The organism is Streptomyces sp. CCM_MD2014 (assembly GCF_000772045.1).
GTDB classification, from domain to species: domain Bacteria; phylum Actinomycetota; class Actinomycetes; order Streptomycetales; family Streptomycetaceae; genus Streptomyces; species Streptomyces salinarius.
Map to the genome: position 1 here is coordinate 6,751,633 of NZ_CP009754.1, position 19,788 is coordinate 6,771,420.

General features: G+C 74.9%; 15 protein-coding genes and 1 riboswitch. Of the genes, 1 reads left to right on the top strand and 14 read right to left on the bottom strand.

The window, feature by feature from the left end; all coding sequences use genetic code 11:
- Positions 1 to 209: 209 nt before the first annotated feature.
- From cobC to cobM, 5 genes are read right to left on the bottom strand one after another with little or no spacing between them, the layout of a single operon-like run.
- Positions 210 to 1,298 (bottom strand): Rv2231c family pyridoxal phosphate-dependent protein CobC, encoded by a 1,089-nt coding sequence (gene cobC / locus NI25_RS30030; RefSeq protein WP_061445454.1) that lies wholly within the window; start codon positions 1,296 to 1,298, stop codon positions 210 to 212.
- Complete coding sequence (locus NI25_RS30035; RefSeq protein ID WP_061445455.1) at positions 1,270 to 2,187, bottom strand: sirohydrochlorin chelatase; 918 nt, start codon at positions 2,185 to 2,187, stop codon at positions 1,270 to 1,272. The genes cobC and NI25_RS30035 overlap by 29 nt, the downstream gene beginning before the upstream one ends.
- On the bottom strand, positions 2,184 to 3,980 hold the full coding sequence (gene cobJ, locus NI25_RS30040) for a precorrin-3B C(17)-methyltransferase (RefSeq protein WP_061445456.1): 1,797 nt from the start codon (positions 3,978 to 3,980) through the stop codon (positions 2,184 to 2,186). The genes NI25_RS30035 and cobJ overlap by 4 nt, the downstream gene beginning before the upstream one ends.
- Positions 3,977 to 5,212 carry a bifunctional cobalt-precorrin-7 (C(5))-methyltransferase/cobalt-precorrin-6B (C(15))-methyltransferase gene (locus NI25_RS30045; protein WP_061445457.1) on the bottom strand — a complete coding sequence of 412 codons (1,236 nt, stop codon included), beginning with the start codon at positions 5,210 to 5,212 and terminating at the stop codon, positions 3,977 to 3,979. The genes cobJ and NI25_RS30045 overlap by 4 nt, the downstream gene beginning before the upstream one ends.
- Positions 5,209 to 6,021, bottom strand: coding sequence for a precorrin-4 C(11)-methyltransferase (gene cobM / locus NI25_RS30050; RefSeq protein ID WP_061445458.1), 813 nt, complete (start codon positions 6,019 to 6,021; stop codon positions 5,209 to 5,211). The genes NI25_RS30045 and cobM overlap by 4 nt, the downstream gene beginning before the upstream one ends.
- Positions 6,022 to 6,131: 110 nt before the next feature.
- Here cobM and NI25_RS30055 point away from each other — a divergent pair, with 110 nt between their 5' ends.
- Positions 6,132 to 6,860: a ZIP family metal transporter gene (locus tag NI25_RS30055; protein ID WP_061445459.1), complete on the top strand. Its 729-nt coding sequence runs from the start codon at positions 6,132 to 6,134 to the stop codon at positions 6,858 to 6,860.
- Positions 6,861 to 6,874: 14 nt separating this feature from the next.
- On the opposite strand, the gene cobI is transcribed toward NI25_RS30055, so the two are convergent.
- The 9 genes from cobI to pitH all read right to left on the bottom strand — a co-directional run bounded on the left by cobI (position 6,875) and on the right by pitH (position 19,738).
- Positions 6,875 to 7,606: a precorrin-2 C(20)-methyltransferase gene (gene cobI / locus NI25_RS30060; RefSeq protein WP_061447158.1), complete on the bottom strand. Its 732-nt coding sequence runs from the start codon at positions 7,604 to 7,606 to the stop codon at positions 6,875 to 6,877.
- A complete protein-coding gene (locus NI25_RS30065) occupies positions 7,603 to 9,072 on the bottom strand; it encodes a cobyrinate a,c-diamide synthase (RefSeq protein WP_061447159.1) in 1,470 nt (489 codons plus the stop codon). The genes cobI and NI25_RS30065 overlap by 4 nt, the downstream gene beginning before the upstream one ends.
- Complete coding sequence (gene cobO / locus NI25_RS30070; protein ID WP_061445460.1) at positions 9,069 to 9,668, bottom strand: cob(I)yrinic acid a,c-diamide adenosyltransferase; 600 nt, start codon at positions 9,666 to 9,668, stop codon at positions 9,069 to 9,071. The genes NI25_RS30065 and cobO overlap by 4 nt, the downstream gene beginning before the upstream one ends.
- Complete coding sequence (locus NI25_RS30075; RefSeq protein ID WP_061445461.1) at positions 9,668 to 11,686, bottom strand: putative cobaltochelatase; 2,019 nt, start codon at positions 11,684 to 11,686, stop codon at positions 9,668 to 9,670. Before NI25_RS30075 ends, cobO begins: the two co-directional genes overlap by 1 nt.
- Entirely contained in the window at positions 11,683 to 15,336 is a 3,654-nt protein-coding gene (cobN, locus tag NI25_RS30080; protein ID WP_061445462.1) for a cobaltochelatase subunit CobN, read from the bottom strand. The genes NI25_RS30075 and cobN overlap by 4 nt, the downstream gene beginning before the upstream one ends.
- Complete coding sequence (locus tag NI25_RS30085; RefSeq protein ID WP_061445463.1) at positions 15,333 to 16,841, bottom strand: cobyric acid synthase; 1,509 nt, start codon at positions 16,839 to 16,841, stop codon at positions 15,333 to 15,335. Before NI25_RS30085 ends, cobN begins: the two co-directional genes overlap by 4 nt.
- Entirely contained in the window at positions 16,838 to 17,827 is a 990-nt protein-coding gene (locus tag NI25_RS30090) for a cobalamin biosynthesis protein (RefSeq protein ID WP_061445464.1), read from the bottom strand. The genes NI25_RS30085 and NI25_RS30090 overlap by 4 nt, the downstream gene beginning before the upstream one ends.
- 105 nt (positions 17,828 to 17,932) lie before the next feature.
- Positions 17,933 to 18,078, bottom strand: a riboswitch (cobalamin riboswitch).
- Positions 18,079 to 18,228: 150 nt separating this feature from the next.
- Positions 18,229 to 18,450 (bottom strand): hypothetical protein, encoded by a 222-nt coding sequence (locus NI25_RS30095; RefSeq protein ID WP_061445465.1) that lies wholly within the window; start codon positions 18,448 to 18,450, stop codon positions 18,229 to 18,231.
- 34 nt (positions 18,451 to 18,484) lie between these two features.
- Positions 18,485 to 19,738 carry a low-affinity phosphate transporter PitH gene (gene pitH, locus NI25_RS30100; RefSeq protein WP_061445466.1) on the bottom strand — a complete coding sequence of 418 codons (1,254 nt, stop codon included), beginning with the start codon at positions 19,736 to 19,738 and terminating at the stop codon, positions 18,485 to 18,487.
- Between the last annotated feature and the right edge of the window lie 50 nt (positions 19,739 to 19,788).

The window sequence follows — 19,788 nt, forward strand, 5'->3', positions numbered from 1 at the left end:
CGTGCGTCGCGGCCGGTAGCCGTGGTCCCGGGTTCTGGCGGGCGGCGGGCCCCGGTGTCGCGCGGCCTGCCGCGACAGGACCGGTCGGGGGCGTCGGACAACCCGCCTCGGTCGGGGGCCGGGGCCCGCAGCCAGGCGGGGGCGACGGCCCCGGCCCGGCGCAGGCGGGACCGGCCTGAGGGGACCGGCCGGGGCGTACGGCGTGCGCCTCAGGCCGGGTCCGCCTGCGCCAGCGCCCGTCGCAGCGCCCGCAGGAAGCCCTCGGTCGTCGCCCGGTCCCGTACCGCCAGGCGCAGCCACTCCTCGCCCAGCCCCGGGAACGTGTCCCCGCGCCGCACCGCGTACCCCAGGCCGCGCAACCGGTGCCGTACGGCGGCCCCGTCCGGGACGCGGACCAGGACGAAGGGGCCCTCGGCCGGACCGGCGGCCCGCACCCCGGCGTCCGCGAACTCCGCGAGCCCGGCGACCAGACGCTCCCGGTCGGCGGCGATGCGGTGGGCGGCGTGGGCGGCCTCCGCCAGCGCCCGGGGCGCCACGCACGCCTCGGCGGCCGCCAGCGCGGGCGTGGACACCGGCCACAGCGGCTGGGCACGCTCCAGTGCGCCGACCGTCTCCGGGTCCGCCAGGACGTACCCGATGCGCAGCCCCGCGAGGCCCCACGTCTTGGTGAGGCTGCGCAGAACGACGAGACCGGGTACGTCCGTCCGCCCGGCCAGCGCCTCCCGCTCACCCGGCACCGCGTCCATGAACGCCTCGTCCACGACCAGCGTCCGCCCGGGCCGGGCCAGCGACGCCAGCACGCCCGCAGGGTGCAGCACCGAGGTCGGGTTCGTCGGGTTGCCGACCACCACCAGGTCGGCGTCCTCCGGTACGGCCGCCGGGTCGAGCCGGAAGCCGTCCGCCGCCCGCAGCAGCACCCGGCCGACCGTGTGCCCCGCGTCCCGCAGCGCCGCCTCGGGCTCGGTGAACTGCGGGTGCACCACGACCGGCCGGCGCACCTTCAGCGCCCGCGCCAGCAGCACGAACGCCTCCGCCGCGCCCGCCGTCAGCAGCACCCGCTCCACCGGCAGCCCGTGCCGTGCCGCCACCGCCGCCCGCGCCGCCCGCCCGTCCGGGTAGGCGGCGAGCGAGCCGAGCGAGGCGGCGACGTGCTTCCGCAGCCAGGCCGGGGGAGTGCCGGTCCGGACGTTCACCGCGAGGTCCACCAGCGCCGAACCGTCGTCGCGCACCTCGGCGTCCCCGTGGTGCCGCAGGTCCGGGCCGCCGGGATCAGTGGGCGTGGGAGTGTGCGTGTCCATGACCGTGATGGTGCCCGTGGTGGTGGTCGCCGTCGTCGTCGGGGTGGAAGTGCGGCTGCTGCGGCAACCCCACCTTGTCCTCGAACCCCGGCAGCGCGATCCGGTACACGCAGCTGTCGCAGTTCATCCGGAGATCGCCCTTCACCGCCTCCTCGTACCGCTCCCACACCAGGTCGAGCAGCTCCGGCTCCGGACCGATGACGTCCGCAGACCGCACCTCCGTCTCCGGGTGCGCGGCGGCCCACTCCTCGGTCTGGTGCCTGACCCGGTCCGGGAGGATGCCGGTGAACAGGAAGTACGGCAGCACCACGACCCGCCGCGCCCCCAGCCGCGCACACCGGTCCAGGCCGCCCGGCACGTCCGGCTCCGCCAGCGACACGAACGCCGTCTCCACCGCCGCGTAACCGCGCCCCTCCCACAGCAGCCGCGCCGCCTTGAACACCTCGGCGTTGGCGTCCGGGTCCGTCGACCCGCGCCCCACCAGCAGCACGGTCACCTCGGACGGGTCCCACGCCGGGTCGACCGCCTCCGCCAGGCGCCGCTCCAGCACCCGCAGCAGCGCGGGGTGCGGGCCCAGCGGACGCCCGTAGGTGTAGGAGATGCCGGGGTGGCGCTCCCGTTCGCGGGACAGCGCCGCCGGGATGTCGCCCTTCGCGTGCCCGGCGGACACCAGCATCAGCGGCACCGCGGCGAAGCGGCGCACACCGCGCTCCACCAGCTCGGCGACCGCCTCGCCCAGCGGCGGCGGGGACAGCTCGATGAAGCCGCCCGCGACGGGCAGCTCGGGGTGGCGTCGGCCCAGCTCGCGCACGAAGTCGCGGAACGCCTCGGCTCCGGCCTCGTCCCGGGTGCCGTGGCCGGCGATGAGCAGGGCGGGCGGGGTCGTCACAGGTTCTCCTCAGGTGTCGCGGATACGTCGAACGCGTCGGATACGTCGGACGGGTCTTTTACGCCGGACGGCTCTGATCCGTCGGGCGGGGCGGTCTTCCGCGGGGACGCCGGGGTGTCGTGCGCCTGCCAGCGGTAGCCGCGCGGCGTCACCATGCGCCCCGCGATCTCCCGGGTCGCGGTGTTGCCCACCGTGACGACGGTCATCATGTCCACCGTCGCCGGGTCGAGCGCGGCCAGCGTGGACAGGCGGCTCGACTCGTCGGCGCGCGACGCGTTGCGCACGACGCCCACCGGAGTCGACGGCTCCCGGTGCTCGGCGAGGATCGCCAGCGCCTTCGGCAACTGCCAGTCGCGGCCCCGGCTGCGCGGGTTGTAGAACGTCACGACGAGGTCCGCCTCCGCCGCCGCCCGCACCCGGCGCTCGATGACCTCCCACGGCGTGTGCAGGTCGGACAGGCTGATCGACACGTGGTCGTGGCCCAGCGGCGCGCCCAGGATCGCCCCGGCCGCCAGCGCCGCCGTCACGCCCGGCACCCCGACCACGTCGATGTCGTCGGACGCCTCGGCCAGCGCGGGCGAGGCCATCGCGTACACCCCGGCGTCACCGCTGCCGATCAGCGCGACGGCGTGTCCGCGCCGCGCCTCCTCGACCGCGGTCCGGGCCCGCTCCTCCTCCGCGCCGAGCCCCGACTCCAGCACCCGGGTGCCGGGCCGCAGCAGATCGCGGATCTGGTCGACGTACTGGTCGAGCCCCACCAGCACCGACGCCCGCCGCAGCTCCGCCCGCGCCCGCGGCGTCACCAGGTCCCGGGCGCCCGGCCCGAGCCCGACCACCGCGAGCCGCCCGCGCCCCGGCCGCCGTACCACCGCACAGGTCGCCATCGCGGGCACCGCCGCCGACTTCCGCTTGGGCACGAGGAGTTCGCCCCCGCGCACCAGCGCCGCCGCCTCCGCGACCGACGGGGTGCCCACGGCCGCCAGCGGAGCGTCGGAGGGGTTCGGCACCTCGACGCCCGCCAACGCGTCGGCCGGGTACGTCACCAGGGGCACGCCCAGCCGCTCGGCTGCCCCGACGATCCCCGGCTCCTCCGCCTTGGCGTCCACGGTGGCCAACTCGGCGACCGACGCGGCGGACAGCCCCGCCTCGCGCAGGGCGTCCTCCACCAGCCCGAGCACCTCGTCGACCGGTGCGCCCCGGGAGGCGCCGACCCCGACGACCAGGGACGGCGGACGCAGGACGACCTCGCCCCCGGCCGGTTCCAGGGCACGGTCCGTCACCCGGATGCCGCAGGCCCCTTCGGTACCGACCGGCAGCGGCGGCAGCGGCCACGCCACCTCCGCGCGCAGCGCCACCGGCTCGCCGTCCAGCAGCGCCCGCGACACCCCGGCGACGTCGCCCTCGACGGGCAGTCCCAGCGTGTCCAGGCCGGCCAGCCCCACCGCGTCGGTCGCCGTCGTCACCACCGGCTCCGCGCCCAGCACCTCGCCGACCGCGCGGGCCAGTTCGTTGGCGCCGCCGCCGTGCCCGCCGACCAGCGACACGGCGAACCGCCCGCCCTCGTCGACGCACACCACACCCGGGTCGGTCCGCTTGTCGTCCAGCAGCGGCGCCACGAGCCGGACCACCGCGCCGGTGGCCAGGAAGCACACCAGCCGGTCGCACTCGGCGAACGCGGTCCGTACGGCGTCGGCGACGGGACCGTCGTACACGCGCGTGCGCTCCGGCCACGCGGCGGCCAGCCGGTCCCGCGCCGCCGCTCCCGCCGCCGTGGCGGAGATGAGGCCGATCAAGGGGCAACTCCTTCGATACGGCTGTGAGGCCGGACGCCCCACAGCAGGAAGACGGGATTGGTGGCCGCGAGCCGGGTCACGTCGCCCGGCAGCGGCGCGAGCCGCGAGGACTGCAGCAGCACCCCGTCGCACTCGAGACCGGCGCCGAGCAGCGCCTCGCGGGCCGCCGGCACCCGGTCCAGCGCGGCCACGGCGACGACCACGACGCGCCGGGCCCGCCGCGCGCACTCGGCGACGATCGCGGGCAGTCCGCGCCCGCCGCCGCCCACGAACACCGCGTCCGGGTCCTCGCCCAGTCCGGACAGCACCGCGGGCGCCGCCCCGTGCACCACCCGCACGTCCACACCGTGCGCGGCGGCGTTGGCACGCACCCGCCCGACCCCGTCCGGCGTCTTCTCGACGGCGGTGACGGCGGCGCCCAGCCGCGCGCACTCCACGGCCACCGAGCCGGAGCCCGCGCCGACGTCCCACACCAGGTCCCCGGGGCGCGGCCCGAGGCGGGCCAGTGCCAGCGCCCGCACCTCGAACTTGGTGATCATCGAGTCCCGGTGCGCGAACGCGTCCTCGTCCAGCGCCCATCCGGCCGGCCCGGGACGCGGTCCCGCCAGAGCCCGTACCGGCCCCAGCGCCCGCGCCTCGTCCAGGCACAGCACCACGCTCACCGCCGTCCCCCAGTCGCGTCCGGCAGCCTCGGCGGGCGTCACCCGCGCCACGCGCTCCTCGGCCGAGCCCAGAGCGGAGGCGACGACGAGCACCCGCCCGTCGTCCCGCAACGCGGCCCCCAGCTCCGCCGGACCGGCCCCCGGACCGGTCAGCACGGCGACCTTGGGGTGCGCCCGGCACAGGTGCACCGCCGTCCTGAGGTCCCGTCCGTGCGCGCTCGCCACCACGGCGTCGTCCCACGGCAGCCCGACCCGCGCGAAGGCCGCCGCGACCGAGGACACCCCCGGCCGCACGTCCAGCCGCTCGGACCCGAACCGCTCGACCAGCGCCCGCACGATCCCGAAGAACCCCGGATCACCGGAGGCCAGCACGGTCACCGGCCGTCCCTCGGCGACGTACCGCGCGACCGTGTCCAGGGCGGGCGCCAGCGCCCCGAGGACGACCGTCCGGGCCCCCTCCGGCAGCCGTACGGCGTCCAGGTGCCGCCGCCCGCCGACGACCAGCTCCGCACCGTCGGCCACGTCCTCGGGCAGCGGGGAACCGGTCCCCGCCCCGACCACTCTGATCACGTGCTCGCACCCCGCGCTCGCAGCTCCCGGCGCGCCTCGGGGTCCGCCTTGCGATAGCCGTGGAAGTGTCCCGGGTGGTAGAGGTGCGAGCGGGTGCCGTGCGCGTCGAGGGCCGGGCCGACCAGGAACAGGGTGTGCTTCCAGAGCTTGTGCTCCTTGACCGTCTCCTCCAGCGTCCCGATCGTGCACCGCACGACCAGCTCCTCCGGCCAGGTGGCCTGGTAGGCGACGACGACGGGCGTGTCCGTCGGGTAGCCGCCCTCCAGCAGCTCCCGTACCAGCTGGCCGCTGCGGGCCGCCGACAGGAAGACGGCCATGGTCGTCCCGTGCCGGGCGAACTCACGCACCTCCTCCCCGGGCGGCATCGGCGTCTTGCCCCCGCCGAGCCGGGTGAGGACCACGGACTGCGCGACCTCCGGAATGGTCAGCTCACGCTGCGCGAGCGCGGCCACGGCCGAGAACGCCGAGACCCCGGGCACCACCTCGGTCGCGACACCGAGCTCCGCGCACCGGTCGAGCTGCTCCTGCGTGCCGCCCCACAGCGCCGGGTCGCCCGAGTGGATGCGGGCCACCCGGAGCCCCTCCTCGCGGGCCCGCCGGTACACGGCGACGACGTCCTCCAGCGACATCGTGGCCGAGTCCAGCACCTCGGCGTCCTCGCGCGCGTGCTGGAGCACCTCCGCCTGGACGAGGCTCGCCGCCCAGATCACCACGTCCGCCTCGGCGATGGCACGCGCCGCCCGGAACGTCAGCAGATCGGCGGCGCCGGGACCGGCACCGACGAAGGTCACCCTGGCCTCGGAATCCATCGTTTTCGGTCCTCTCCTGTGCATCCTGTTCCTGTGCGCCCTGCGCATATTTACTGCGGTTGCTGCTGTCGTACGCGCGTGAACGCGGCGTGATCGGATACCAAGGGCCCATGGCGGTCTTCGTCGCGCTCGGCGCGTTCCTGATGACGCTGGCCGGCGGCTGGACGGCACAGCGCGTGACCGACCGGCGCCACCTGGTCCTGGGCCTGGCCGGCGGCCTCATGCTGGGCGTGGTCGGCCTCGACCTGCTGCCGGAGGCCCTGGAGGCGGCGGGCGACGAGGTGTTCGGCGTGCCCGCGGCCCTGCTGCTCTTCGTCGCCGGATTCCTGCTCGCGCACCTGGTGGAACGCCTGCTGGCGGCCCGCCGCGCCGCACACGGAGCCGACGAACACGGCCACCGCTCGCCCGAGGTGGGCCTGACGGCCGCGGCCGCGATGGTCGGGCACAGCGCGATGGACGGCGTGGCGATCGGCGCCGCCTTCCAGGTCGGCGGCGGCATGGGCGTGGCGGTCGCGATGGCGGTGATCGCCCACGACTTCGCGGACGGCTTCAACACCTACACACTGACCAGCCTGTACGGCAACGCGCGCCGCCGCGCCATCGCCATGCTGGTCGCCGACGCGATCGCACCCGTCCTCGGCGCGTCCTCCACCCTGCTCTTCACGATTCCGGAGGAAGCGCTCGGCGCCTATCTCGGCCTCTTCGGCGGCGTGCTCCTGTACCTCGCGGCGGCCGAGATCCTCCCCGAGGCCCACCACGAGCACCCCGCCCGCTCGACCCTCCTGTGCACGGTCGCGGGCGCGGCGTTCATCTGGCTGGTGGTGGGCATCGCCGAGTGAGCGCCGGTGACCGCTCACAGCTTTCCGCCCCGCCCGCCCTCGCGCCGGGCGGGCGCGATGAGCGTCGACAGATACGGAAGCGGCGCCCCGTCCAGCTCGCCGGCCCGCCGTACGGACTCCTCGGGCAGCCCCAGTGCCGACCCCCACACGGCGTCGTCGAGACGCCCGCTCTCCCGCAGCGCCTCGGCCACCTCGGCGGCCTGCCGGCCGAACTTGTAGGCGACCACGGTGCCGGGCCCGTGCAGGGCCTCCTTGAGCACGGCGGCCCCCGCCGTGACCGGCACCAGCGTCAGCGGCTCGGTCCCCTCGGTCAGCACGGCCCCCGACCGCGCGGCGAGGTCCTGCATGGCGGTGATCCCGGGCACGGTCTCCACGACCGTCCCCGGCACCAGCGCGCCCACGGTCTGCGCGAGATAGGTGAAGGTGGAATACACGTTGGGATCCCCGATGGTCGCGAAGGCGACGGCGGCGTGCTCGCGCAGCAGCCCGGCCACCCGCTCCCCGGCCGCGTCCCAGGCCGCCTCGCGCCGCGCCCGGTCGGTGCGCTCGTTCAGCGCGAACACGACCCGCACGACCTTCTCGGCGCCCACGTAGTGCAGCACGGTCGCCTCGGCGCGGCCGCGCTCGCCGGTGTCCATGACGGGCACGACCACGACATCGGCGCGCCGCAGCGCGTTGACCCCCTTCACGGTCACCAGTTCGGGGTCCCCGGGCCCGACCCCCACACCGATCAGCCTGCTGCTCATGACGTCCGGCACCTCTCCACGAACCGACGGGCGACACCGGGCTCGGCCGCCCAGTGCGTGTGCAGATAGCTCGCGTGCACACCGCGCTCCACGAATCCCTCGACGCGCCGCTCGGGCGCCCGCATCCCCCACGCCGGGGCCGCCCCGGCCCCCGGCTCCACGACCGTCCGGTGGAACTCGTGGCCCCGCATCCGCGTCCCCGCCCCGGTCAGCGCGCTGTCGGACACGGCCACGGCGTCCCGGTAGCCCAGCGTCAGCCGCTCCGACATCCGCGCGGAGGCGTCCAGCACCCCGCACATCGGCAACCCGTCCAGCTCCCGGCACAGATACAGCAGCCCCGCACACTCGGCGGCCACGGGAGCACCGCTCAGCGCCAGCTCGGCGACGGACTTGCGCAGCCCCTCGTTCGCGGACAGCTCGGAGGCGTACACCTCGGGGAACCCGCCCCCGATCACCAGCCCGGCGGTCCCCTCCGGCAGTTCCTCGTCCCGCAACGGATCGAACGTGACGACCTCGGCCCCGGCGGCGGCGAGCAACTCGGCGTGCTCGGCGTAGGAGAACGTGAAGGCGGCACCCCCGGCGACGGCGACGCGCGCTTTCAGCCCGTCCGGCGCTTGAGGACGAGGCCCGTTCATGGCCGAAAGCGGGGGCCCGGGGGCGGCAGCCCCCGGGGACGGGACGGGAAGGGGCGGCGGGGGCGAAGAAGCGAGAACCTCACCGGCCTCCCATCCCGCACACGACAACGCACCGGCACTGCGCGCCAGTCCCACCAGCGCCTCGAGATCACATCCGTCGGCCACCATCGCCGCCATCGCCGTCACGGCATCCACCGCATCCGAGCCCCGCTCGGCGACAGGGACCAACCCCAGATGCCGAGAAGGCGTCTCCACGGGCGCGGCCCGCCGCAACACCCCCAGCACCGGCAACCCGACGGAGTCCACCGCCTCCCGCAGCAACGCCTCGTGCCGGTCCGAGGCGACCTTGTTCAGGATCACGCCCCCGATCCGCACCTCCGGGTCCCAGGACACGAACCCGTGCACCAGCGCCGCCACCGACCGCGACTGCGACGACGCGTCCACGACCAGCACGACGGGCGCCCGCAACAGCTTGGCGACCTGCGCGGTGGACGCCAGCTCGCCCTCCCCGGCGGCACCGTCGTACAGCCCCATCACCCCCTCGACCACCGCGATGTCACACCCGCGCGACCCGTGCAGGAACAGCGGCCCGATCAGCTCGGGTCCGCACAGGTACGCGTCGAGGTTGCGTCCCACCCGTCCCGTGGCGAGCGCGTGGTAGCCGGGGTCGATGTAGTCGGGCCCGACCTTGTGCGGCGACACGGCGAGCCCGCGCCCGGCGAGCGCGGCCATCAGCCCCGTGGCGACGGTGGTCTTGCCGCTCCCGGACGAGGGCGCGGCGACGACCAGCCGGGGAACGGCGGAGCCGGAGCGGGAATCGGGGGAGGTCACCACTCGATGCCCCTCTGCCCCTTCTGCCCCGCGTCCATCGGATGCTTGACCTTGGACATGTCGGTGACGAGATCGGCGCACTCCACCAGCGCGGCGGGCGCGTTCCGACCCGTGATCACGACGTGCTGGGTCCCGGGCCGCTCCCGCAGCACGGACACCACCTCGTCGGTGTCGACCCACCCCCAGTGCATCGGGTAGGCGAACTCGTCCAGCACGTACAGCTTGTACGTCTCGGCGGCCAGGTCCCGCTTGACCTGCTCCCAGCCCTCCCGGGCCTTCTCCTCGTTGTCCATCTGGGCATCGCGCTGGACCCAGGACCAGCCCTCGCCCATCTTGTGCCAGTCGACCGACCCGCCCTCACCGCTGGCGCCCAGCACCCGCAGGGCGTTCTCCTCGCCGACCTTCCACTTCGCCGACTTGACGAACTGGAACACCCCGATGGGCCACCCCTGGTTCCAGGCCCGCAGCGCCAGCCCGAAGGCGGCAGTGGACTTGCCCTTCCCGACGCCCGTGTGCACGACGACCAACGGACGATTGCGCCGCTGACGAGTCGTCAGACCGTCGTCCGGCACGACACTCGGCTTCCCCTGCGGCATTACGCGGCCCTCCTGGTCGCCTGTACGTCCTTCACCAGCCCGGCGATCGAGTCGGCCCGCAGCTCGTCCAGCGTCACCGCCGTACCGCCCAGCTCACCCGCGAGCCGCCCGGCCAGCCCGAGCCGCACGGGCCCCGACTCGCAGTCCACGACGACCGAGGCGGTGCCCTCGGCGGCGAACAGCCGCGCGGCACGCCCCGCCAGCGCGACGGGCTCGGGACCGCCCGTGGCCCGCCCGTCCGTCACGACGACCACCAGCGGCCGCCGCGCCGGATCCCGCAGCCGCTCCACCCGCAGCACCTCGTGGGCGCGCAGCAGCCCGGCGGCCAGCGGCGTACGCCCGCCCGTCGGCAGCGACTCCAGCCGCACCGCCGCCGCGTCCACCGACGAGGTCGGCGGCAGCGCCACGTCGGCAGCCGAACCCCGGAAGGTCACCAGCCCCACCTTGTCCCGCCGCTGATAGGCGTCCAGCAGCAGCGACAGCACGGCACCCTTGACGGCGCTCATCCGCTGCCGCGCCGCCATCGACCCGGAGGCGTCCACGACGAACAGCACGAGGTTGCCCTCACGCCCCTCACGGCTCGCCTGCCGCAGATCGTCCCGGCGTACCACGAGACCCGGCCCGCTGCGGCCCCGCGCCCGCTGGTGCGGTGCGGCGGCCTGCACGGTGGCGGCCAGATGCAGCTTGGTCAGCGCCCCCCGGGGACGCCGGGCACCGATGGTCCGGCCGTGCTCGGTCCGCGCCCGCGAGCGGCGTCCCGCGGCACCCTCCCCGAGCCCCGGCACGCTGAGCACCTTGGTCCGGAACGGCTCGGCGGCACGCGCGGGGGACTGGTCGCCGGTACCACCGGACGGCTGTGGCTCCCCGCCCTCCCCGGCCTCGGGGCGCGCGGCGGCGTCCCCGTCGCCCTGCGGCGCGTCGTCGGGCTCGGGCTGCCCGCCGGGACCGCCGCCCGGCCCCGGGTCGGGATCGTCGTCCCCGCCCCCGTCGTGACCGTCCCCGTCCGGCCCGCCGAACTCCTCCAGCGTCTCGTCGAGCTTGTCCTCGTCCAGCCCCGGCGCGTCGAACGGATTGCGCCGCCGCCGGTGGGGGAGCGCCAGCAGCGCCGCCTGCCGTACGTCCTCCGCGAGCACCTCCGTCCGCCCGGCCCACGCCGCCAGCGCGGTCGCCGTCCGGGCCATCACGATGTCGGCCCGCATGCCGTCCACCTCGAAGGCCGCGCAGGTCGCCGCGATCTGCCGCAGCGCCCCGTCGCCCAGGCGCACCGACGGCAGCAGCTCCCGCGCGGCCACGATCCGCGCCCGGACGGCGGCCTCCTCGTCGGCCCAGCGCGCGGCGAACCCGGCCGGGTCGTCGTCGTACGCCAGCCGACGCCGTACGACCTCCACCCGCTGGTCGGGCTCGCGCGAGGCGGCGACCTCGACGGTGAGGCCGAACCGGTCCAGCAACTGCGGGCGCAGCTCGCCCTCTTCGGGGTTCATCGTCCCGACGAGCAGGAACCGCGCCGCGTGCCGCACCGACACGCCCTCGCGCTCGACGTAGGAGGCGCCCATCGCGGCGGCGTCCAGCAGCAGGTCCACGAGGTGGTCGTGGAGCAGGTTGACCTCGTCGACGTACAGGATCCCGCGGTGTGCGTCCGCCAGCAGCCCCGGCTCGAAGGCCTTCACGCCTTCCGCCAGCGCCCGCTCGATGTCCAGCGCGCCCACCAGCCGGTCCTCGGAGGCGCCGACGGGCAGCTCGACCATGCGGGCCGGGCGCGAGGCGAAGGCACCCGGCGCGTGCGGGCCGTCCGGGCAGCCCGGGTCGGGGGAGTCGGGGTCGCAGGAGAAACGGCACCCGGAGACGACGTCCACCTCCGGCATCAGCGCCGACAGCGCCCGCACGGCAGTGGACTTGGCGGTGCCCTTCTCACCGCGCACCAGCACACCGCCGACGGCCGGGGAAACGGCGTTCAGCAGCAGGGCCAGCCGCAGGTCGTCCTGGCCCACGACGGCCGTGAACGGGAACGGGGTACTCACTTGTCGTCGCCCTCCAAGTCGCCTTCGAGCTCCAGATAGGTGGCGCGCAGCCGCTCCAGCGTCTCCGCGTCGGGTTCGGCCCACAGCCCCCGGTCGGCGGCCTCCAACAGCCTTTCCGTGATGCCGCGCAGGGCCCAGGGGTTGGACTTCCGCATGAAGTCCTGGTTCTCCGGGGAGAACACGTACTCGGCGGACAACTTCTCGTACATCCAGTCGTCCACGACCCCGGCCGTGGCGTCGTAGCCGAAGAGGTAGTCCACGGTGGCCGCCATCTCGAAGGCGCCCTTGTAGCCGTGCCGCCGCATCGCCGCCATCCAGCGCGGGTTGACGACGCGGGCCCGGAAGACCCGGTGCGTCTCCTCGCCCAGCGTCCGGGTCTTCACCTGGTCCGGAGTGGCGGAGTCGCCGACGTACGCCTCCGGGCTCTCGCCCGTCAGGTGCCGCACCATGGCGACCATGCCGCCGTGGTACTGGAAGTAGTCGTCGGCGTCGACGAGGTCGTGCTCACGCGTGTCCACGTTCTTCGCCGCCACCGCGATCCGCCGGAACGCCGTCTCCATGTCCCCGCGCGCCGCACGCCCGTCCAGCCCGCGCCCGTAGGCGTAGCCGCCCCACACCGCGTACACCTCGGCGAGGTCCGCGTCGCTGCGCCAGTTCCGCGCGTCGATCAGCGGCAGCAGACCCGCGCCGTACGCGCCCGGCTTGGAGCCGAAGATGCGGGAGGTCGCCCGGCGCCGGTCGCCGTGCGCGGCGGTGTCCTCGTCGGCGTGCGCGCGGACGAAGTTCTGCGAGGCGGGTTCGTCCAGCTCCGCCACCGCGCGCACCGCGTCGTCGATCAACCCGACGACGTGCGGGAACGCGTCCCGGAAGAACCCCGAGATGCGCACCGTGACGTCCACGCGCGGCCGGCCCAGCTCCGCGAGCGGCACCACCTCGAAGCCCGTCACCCGGCGCGAGGCGTCGTCCCAGACCGGGCGGCAGCCCAGCAGCGCCAGGATCTCGGCGATGTCGTCGCCCTGGGTGCGCATCGCGGACGTGCCCCACACCGTGAGGCCGACCGACTTCGGGTACTCACCCGTGTCGTTCAGATACCGCTGGATCAGCGAGTCGGCCAGCGACTGGCCCACCTCCCAGCTCAGCCGGGACGGAATCGCCTTCGGGTCGACGGAGTAGAAGTTGCGGCCGGTCGGCAGGACGTTGACCAGCCCGCGGGTCGGGGAGCCCGACGGCCCCGCCGGGACGTAACCGCCGTCCAGGGCCCGCAGGATGTGCCCGATCTCGTCCGTGGTCCGGGCGAGGCGCGGCACGACCTCCGTGCAGGCGAACTCCAGCACCGCCACCGCGTCGGGGAGTCCGGTGCCGAGCACGTCGCGGACCAGACCCGGGACGGCCGCCGTGTCCCACGCCCGCAGCTCCATGCCCTCCGCGATCCGCCGGCACAGCTGCTCCAGCAGGTCGATCGCGTCGGCCGCCGAACGGGCCGGACCGTCCACCAGGTCCGTCAGCTCCACCGGCACCTTCACCGGGGCGCCCGGCTCGGCCAGCAGCTCCTTCTCCACCAGTCCGAAGTGCTCGGCCAGGGACGCCCGGAGACCCGGCAGCGCGTTCGCCCGCCCGCCCCACACCTGTGAGGCGCGCAGCACCGCGAGGACGAGGTTGACGCGCGGTTCGCCGACCGGGCCGCCGCCCAGGATGTGCAGGCCGTCGCGGATCTGCACGTCCTTGATCTCGCACAGGTAGCCGTCGATGTGCATGACGAACTCGTCGAAGTCGTCGTCGTCCGGCTGGTCGTCCACGTGCAGGTCGTGGTGGAGCTCGGCGGCCTTGACCAGCGTCCAGATCTGCGCGCGGACCGCCGGCGCCTTCGCCGGGTCCAGGTCGGAGACGAGCGCGTACTCGTCGAGGAGCTGCTCCAGCTTGGCCAGGTCGCCGTAGGTGTCGGCGCGCGCCATCGGCGGGACCAGGTGGTCGACGACCGTGGCGTGGCCGCGGCGCTTGGCCTGGGTGCCCTCGCCGGGGTCGTTGACGATGAAGGGGTAGATCAGCGGCAGGTCGCCGAGGACCGCGTCCGGCGCGCAACCGGCGCTCAGCCCCAGCCCCTTGCCCGGCAGCCACTCCATCGTGCCGTGCTTGCCCATGTGCACGATCGCGTCGGCGCCGAAGCTGTGCTCCAGCCAGCGGTAGGCCGCCATGTAGTGGTGCGACGGCGGCATGTCCGGGTCGTGGTAGATCGCGATCGGGTTCTCCCCGAAGCCGCGCGGCGGCTGGATCATCACCACGACGTTCCCGAACCGCAGGGAGGCCAGCACGATGTCGTCGCCGTCCACGTACAGCGAACCCGGCGGTTCGCCCCACGCCTCCCGCATGCCGTCCCGCAGCTCCGGGTCCAGCTTCTCGAACCAGGCCCGGTAGTCGGCCAGCGGCACCCGCGCGGGCGCCGCCGCCAGCTGGTCCTCCGTCAGCCACTCCACGTCGTGACCGCCGGCCTCGATCAGCCGGTGGATCAGCTCGTCGCCCTCGGACGGGTACTCGGTGACCCCGTACCCCGCGTCCCTGAGCGCGTCCAGCACCCGCACCGCCGACGCCGGGGTGTCGAGACCGACCGCGTTGCCGACCCGTGAATGCTTGGTCGGGTACGCCGTGAAGACCAGCGCGAGCTTCTTCTCGGCGTTCGGCTTGTGCCCGAGCGCCGCGTGCCGCACGGCGATCCCGGCGACGCGCGCGGCCCGCTCGGGGTCGGCGACGTAGACCGGCACGTCGTCCGGACCCTGCTCCTTGAAGGAGAACGGCACCGTGACCAGCCGCCCGTCGAACTCCGGGATCGCGACCTGCATCGCCGCGTCCATCGGGGAGAGCGCGGCGTCCGAGGCCTCCCAGGCGGCCCGGGAGGAGGTGAGGCAGAGCCCTTGCAGCACCGGGACGTTCAGGTCGGCCAGCGCCCCGATGTCCCACGCCTCCTCGTCGCCGCCCGCCGACGCCTGCGAGGCGTGCGTGCCGCCGGCCGCGAGGACCGTGGCGACCAGGGGGTCGGCCCGGCCCAGCAGCTCGTACAGCCCGGGGTCCGCGCCGCGCAGCGAACCGCAGTACACCGGCAGGGCGTTGGCGCCGCGCGCCTCGATCGCGTCGCACAGCGTGTCGACGAACGCGGTGTTGCCGCTGAGCTGATGGGCGCGGTAGAAGAGCACGCCGACCGTCGGGCGGCCCGCCACGAGGCCCCGGGAGCCGTGGACGCCGTACTCCGGCATCTTCCGCGGCTCGTCGAAGCCCTCGCCGGTCAGCAGCACCGTGTCGGACAGGAACCGGGCGAGCTGGGTGAGGTTGTCGGGTCCGCCCTCGACCAGGTAGCGCAGCGCCTCCGCCACCACCCCGGCCGGCACCGACGACTCGGCCATCAGCTCCGCGTCCGGCACGCTCTCGCCGCCGAGCAGGACGGTCGGGATGCCGGCGGCCTTCAGCGCGGCCAGCCCGTCCTCCCAGGCGCGCTTGCCGCCGAGCAGGCGGACGACGGCGAGGTCCGCGCCCTCGACCAGGCCCGGCAGCTCCTCGCGGACGTCGACCCGGGTCGGGTTGCCGATCCGGTAGGCGGCGTCCGACGCGCGGGCCGCCAGCAGGTCCGTGTCGGCGGTCGACAACAACAGCACAGTGCTCATGCGGGCGCTCCCGGTGGAATGAAGGGCAGTCCTTGCGGCGCGCCGGACTCGATGAGCCGCCACAGCGCGTCGGTGTCCGCGTGGTGTTCGATCAGGTCGCCGAGCCGGTCGAGCTGCTCCTCGCGCAGCGCGGCGAACGACGTGTCGGGGGCCGGTACGAAGCGGCGGCCCGCGGCGGCGGCCACCTCGCGCAGGAACGCCCGCCGGAAGCCGTCCGACTCCAGCGAGCCGTGCCAGTGCGTCCCCCAGGTCTGGCCGACCCGGCAGCCGTCCAGGAAGGGCTCGCCTGCTACGACTTCGACGACCCCGTGGTGGATCTCGTACCCCTCGACGCGCTCCCCGAGGGCCTCGCCCGCCGGCCGGGTGAGGGTCTTCTCGCGGGCGAACCGCACCCGCACGGGCAGCAGGCCCAGCCCGTCCACGTGACCGGCGCGCGACTCGACGTCGTCCTCGATGTGCTCGCCGAGGAGCTGGAAGCCGCCGCAGATCCCGAGCACCGGGCGGCCCTCGGCGGCCCTGCGGGTGATCGCGTCCGCGAGCCCCCGCTCCCGCAGCCACTCCAGCGCGCGCACCGTCCCGCGCGTCCCCGGCACGATCACCAGGTCGGCGTCGGCCAGTTCCTCCGGCCGGTCCGCGAACCGCACGACCACGCCCGGTTCGGCGGCCAGCGCGTCCACGTCCGTGAAGTTGGACATCAGGGGGACCGCGCAGACGGCGACGCGCAGCACGTCCTCGCCGACCGGCGGCGCGACGACCGACTCCCGCACGGTCCCGCGCAGGGAGACGCGCAGCCCGTCCTCCTCGTCGATGCCGAGCCCGTGCCGGAACGGCAGCACGCCGTACGTCCGCCGCCCGGTGAGGCCGTGCAGCATCTCCAGCCCGGGCTCCAGGAGCGACACGTCGCCCCGGAACTTGTTCACCAGGAACCCGGCGACCAGCGCCTGGTCCCCGGGCGCCAGCAGCGCCACCGTGCCGAAGAAGGAGGCGAAGACGCCTCCGCGGTCGATGTCGCCGACGACCAGGACGGGGAGTCCGGCGCCGCGGGCGATGCCCATGTTGACGATGTCGGTGCGGCGCAGGTTGATCTCGGCCGGGCTGCCCGCCCCCTCGCAGATCACCGCGTCGTACGTGGCGCGCAGTTCGGCGAGCGAGTCCAGCACCGTGTCGAGCAGCCGCTCCTGACGTCCGCCGTGGTAGCCGCGGGCGCTCATCTCGCCGACCGGTTTGCCGAGCAGCACCACCTGGCTGCTGCGCTCCCCGCCGGGCTTGAGCAGCACCGGGTTCATGTGCGCGGTCGGCTCCACCCGGCAGGCCTGGGCCTGCATGGCCTGGGCCCGCCCGATCTCGGCGCCCTCGCGGGTCACGAAGGAGTTGAGCGACATGTTCTGCGCCTTGAAGGGAGCCACCTTCACGCCCTGGCGCACCAGCCAGCGGCAGATCCCGGCGGTGACGACGCTCTTGCCGGCGTCGGAGGTGGTGCCGGCGACGAGCAGGCCACCGTTCATGACGTACGCCCCTTCGTGACGTGCCGGTTCTTCGGGGAGACGGCCCCGCGCACGAGCAGCCGCGCGCCCGCGCACACGCCCAGCGCCAGCCAGCCCACGCGCCGGGACAGGCGTACGGCACGGTCGATGTCGCCGGAGCCGGACGCCCGGACGGCGCGTCCCGCCGCCCCGTTGAGGACGGGCCGGTGCTCGACCCGCCCGCCGTAGGAGAGCGTCCCGCCGAGCCGCACGCCGAGGGCGCCCGCGAACGAGGCCTCCACGGGCCCGGCGTTGGGGCTCGGGTGCCGTGCGGCGTCCGCACGCCAGGCCCGTACGGCGCCGCGCGGGTCGCCACCGGCGACGGTGGTCAGTACGGCGGTGAGGCGGGCGCCGGGCCAGCCCGCGAGGTCGTCGAGGCGGGCCGAGGCCCAGCCGTAGCGGAGGTAGCGGGGCGACTTGTGGCCGACCATCGCGTCCAGGGTGTTCACGGCGCGGAAGCCGAGCAGCCCGGGCACACCCGCCACGGCGCCCCACACCAGGGCGCCCACCACCGCGTCCGAGGTGTTCTCGGCGACGGACTCCACGACGGCCCGGGCGATGCCGTCGGCGTCCAGCGCCTGCGGGTCCCGTCCGCACAGGTGCGGCAGCCGGGCCCGTGCCGCCTCGACGTCCCCGGCCTCCAGGGCACGGCCGACGTCGCTCGCCTCGCGGGCGAGCGACGTGCCGCCGACCACGGCCCAGGTGGCCGCCGCGGTCAGGGCGACGGAGGCGGCGGGGGAGCGGCGTACGGCACGGGAGGCGGCCAGCCCGAGGGCGGCGGCGCCACCGGCGCACACGGCGGTGTGCAGGGCGCCCCAGCCCCGGTGGTCCCGCCACAGCACCCGTTCCACGGCGCCCGCGGCACGGCCGAACGCGGCGACCGGGTGTCCGCGGCGCGGGTCGCCGAGGAGGAGGTCGCCGAGGAGGCCGGCGGCGGCGCCGTACGCGAAGACGCGTCCGGCACGCACGGGCTCAGCCGGTCACAAGGGCAGGGAGGCACCTGGTACGGGGCGTCGAGCGGTGGCGGCAGCCGGGCATCGCGTCATGTCCTCACTCAGGGTGTCCACGCCCTGGTTCGAAGAGTCCGGCGGTGAGAGTTCCTGGCTCCCGGGGGTTCCTGTTCCCCGGTCACAGTGGCGGGACCGCGCCGGATTCGCACCGGGCTTCCTCTCCTGCCGCCGTAGATGGCCCAGGAAGTCCACCACGGTCCGCGAACACCCGTCAACCTGGCGTTGACCTGCGACGGGGGAGTGTGCGAAGGCCCACACGCGAACGGTGTGCGCCGGCACGCGAAAAGGCGGGGCGCGGAACGGTTCGAGTCCGTTCCGCGCCCCGCCCCCGCAGCGTGCGCCCGCGGGCCGGGCGACGCTCAGGCGACGATCAGATAGATCCCGTACGCCACCGCCGCCGTGCAGGCCGCGAAGCAGGCGTACGCGCCGGCGACCGCGAGGGTCGCGGTGCCGCCCTGGGCGACGGCCCGCTCCTGGCGGGAGAGGCCGACGATGCCGAGGGTGAACAGGCCCACCAGGGCCACCGTGACCACGAGGCTGACGCCGAAGACGGAGCCGAGGGCTGCCCAGTCGATGCTCATGGAGGTTCGCTTCCTTCGTGCCCGGGTCGCGGGCTCAGACGGTGGTGGCCGAGGGGGTCTTGGGGTCGGCGGTGGCGGCCGGGGCGGCGACGGTGGCCGCCAGGTCCTCGGTGGCGCCCGCCGGGGGCGGCGACACGGCGGCCATCGCCGTGGTGACCACACCGGCCGGCTCGGCGGGCCCGGGCTCCTCGGCGTCGACGACGTTGGTGTGGTCGACGACCTCGCGGCGGGAGATCCGCCAGATCGCGAAGCTGGAGGCGACCAGGAAGACCGCGACCAGGGCCGTGCCCCAGTCACCGGCGCGGCAGACCCACTCGGCGAGCGCGGCGACCAGGGCCGCGGCCGGCAGTGTCAGGCCCCAGGCGACGAACATCCGGGTGGCCGTGGACCAGCGGACCACGCCGCCCTTGCGGCCGAGACCCGCGCCCATGACCGCACCGGAGACCGAGTGCGTCGTGGAGAGGGAGAAGCCGAGGTGGGAGGAGGCCAGGATGACCGTCGCGGCGCTGGTCTGGGCGGCGAAGCCCTGCTGCGGCTGGAGGTCGGTCAGGCCCCTGCCCATGGTGCGGATGATGCGCCAGCCGCCCAGGTAGGTGCCGAGCGCGATGGCCAGGCCCGCGGACAGGATGACCCACACCGGCGGGTCGGAGTCGGGGGCGAGCGAGCCGCCGGCGATCAGGGCGAGGGTGATGATGCCCATCGTCTTCTGGGCGTCGTTGGTGCCGTGCGCCAGCGAGACCAGGCCGGCGGAGGCGATCTGGCCGGCGCGGTAGCCCTTCGCGGCGGCCCTGCCGTCGGCCTTGCGGCCCAGCGAGTACGTCATCCGGGTCGCGAGCAACGCCGCGAGGCCGGCCACGATCGGGGCGGCGATCGCGGGGAGGAGCACCTTGGTGACGAGCACGTCGCCGTTGACCGCGCCGATGCCGGCGGAGGCGACGGCGGCACCGATCAGGCCGCCCATCAGGGCGTGCGAGGAGCTGGAGGGGAGTCCGACCAGCCAGGTCAGCAGGTTCCAGAGGATCGCGCCGACCAGGGCGGCGAAGATGACCTCGGGACGGATGCCGGTCTCGTCGACGAGACCCTTGGAGATCGTGTTGGCGACCTCCACGGAGAGGAAGGCGCCTACAAGGTTGAGGACGGCGGACATCGCCACCGCCACCTTGGGCTTGAGCGCACCGGTCGAAATGGTCGTCGCCATCGCGTTCGCGGTGTCGTGGAAACCGTTCGTGAAATCAAACGCGAGTGCGGTTACCACCACAATCGCGAGGATCAGCGAGAAGCTTTCCATTTACCCAGGCAATCGTTCGAGGTCGTTGGCGCGTCGAACGTAGGTAACCA